The organism is Mesorhizobium sp. M1A.F.Ca.IN.022.07.1.1 (assembly GCF_003997575.1).
GTDB lineage: Bacteria > Pseudomonadota > Alphaproteobacteria > Rhizobiales > Rhizobiaceae > Mesorhizobium.
Genome location: NZ_RZST01000635.1, coordinates 1 through 1,208 on the forward strand (window position 1 = coordinate 1; position 1,208 = coordinate 1,208).

At 61.0% G+C, this 1,208-nt stretch carries 3 protein-coding genes; 2 read left to right on the forward strand and 1 reads right to left on the reverse strand.

Translation table 11 applies throughout. From position 1 onward, the window contains the following. The coding region (locus EOA75_RS35455; RefSeq protein WP_245466830.1) for a DedA family protein at nt 1–140 on the forward strand (140 nt) is incomplete at its 5' end. Between the two features lie 62 nt (nt 141–202). On the opposite strand, the gene EOA75_RS32995 is transcribed toward EOA75_RS35455, so the two are convergent. Beyond that, nucleotides 203–787, reverse strand: coding sequence for a TetR/AcrR family transcriptional regulator (locus EOA75_RS32995; protein WP_127326151.1), 585 nt, complete (start codon nt 785–787; stop codon nt 203–205). Between the two features lie 148 nt (nt 788–935). Here EOA75_RS32995 and EOA75_RS33000 point away from each other — a divergent pair. Next, nucleotides 936–1,208 (forward strand): hypothetical protein (locus EOA75_RS33000; RefSeq protein WP_164747762.1); only part of this gene is annotated, 273 nt, incomplete at its 3' end.

Sequence of the window (1,208 nt, forward strand, 5' to 3'; positions counted from 1 at the left end):
GGGCGCCAATCATCGGGGATCCGTTGACAATGGTGGCCGGCGTTCTGCGCGAGCCGCTTTGGAGTTTCGTTGCAGTCGTCACCATTGCTAAAGCCACCCGCTATCTCGCTCTCTCGAGCGCTGTCCTCAACTGGCTGTAGCGACAACTGCCATCTCGCAACACGGGCGCATAACGCTACTGCCGCGCGGTTCGGCATCCGTTTCAGACGCATGGGAAGCCGAAACCCTCAGCAGCCATTCGCTGGAACAGCTCGTCGATCTGCGACGCCGAGAGGTCTGCCCTTTCCGCGATCCACCAGGCGAGCACCGCGAGGAACGCTCCCGATACGAACTGAACGGCGAAATCCAGAGGCATGTCAGCCGGTTCACTGCCGGCGAGCTCGCTGCGCACGGCGCGCCGAATGCGGTCACGTAGCTGGTCGTGGATCGTGTCGCCGCTGCTCGACAATAGCGCATGGTGAAGCGAGCGGAACGCCTGCGCATGTTCGAACATTTGCAGGCTGAATTCGAACAGCCGCTTGCCTCGCTCTGTGCTTGCCGACAGGCGCTTCTGGGTGAGCGAGCGGAGATGCGCTTCAAGCGTCGCGGTGCGCAGCTCATCCTTGCCGGCATAGTGGGTGTAGAAGGTCGACCGACCGATATTGGCCTTCTCGCAGATGTCTTCGACGGTAAGAGCCGCGTAGCGGCCTTCGGGGATCAATGCGATCAGCGCGTCCTGCAGCATGGCGCGTGTGCGGGCGACGCGCCGATCGATCGTGCCGATGTCATCGCTTCGCTCGATTTTCATGGTCACCGTCCCTTGCTGCGTACAGTTTCGGACATTCGGTGCCCCACTGTCCGACAACGCCGTTTCTGGACACTTTGTCCAATATGCTACGCAAAGTCCATAAGATCAGGAGTGCCTCCGCGCCCCGAAGAATCAAAAGGAGGGATCTATGCATTCGACCGGTCATCGAACCGGCGATGGGCGGCAATCCCGCAAGGGTTTTGTCGTGCTCGCCGTGGTTGTCAAACTTTCGCTGGTCGCCGCTTTCCTGGTCATGTTGAAGCTTGGGACTGACTATTTCAATGCCGGCGCCTGGACGGTCGCGCTGCACGCCCTGCTTGTCGCTGTCGCGGCCGCGATGTTCTGGGGCAGCCTTCGCCACAAGCGATCCGGCAGCAGGGCGCATGGCGTCAGCGAGAGAAACATCGGCATCGTGCTACAT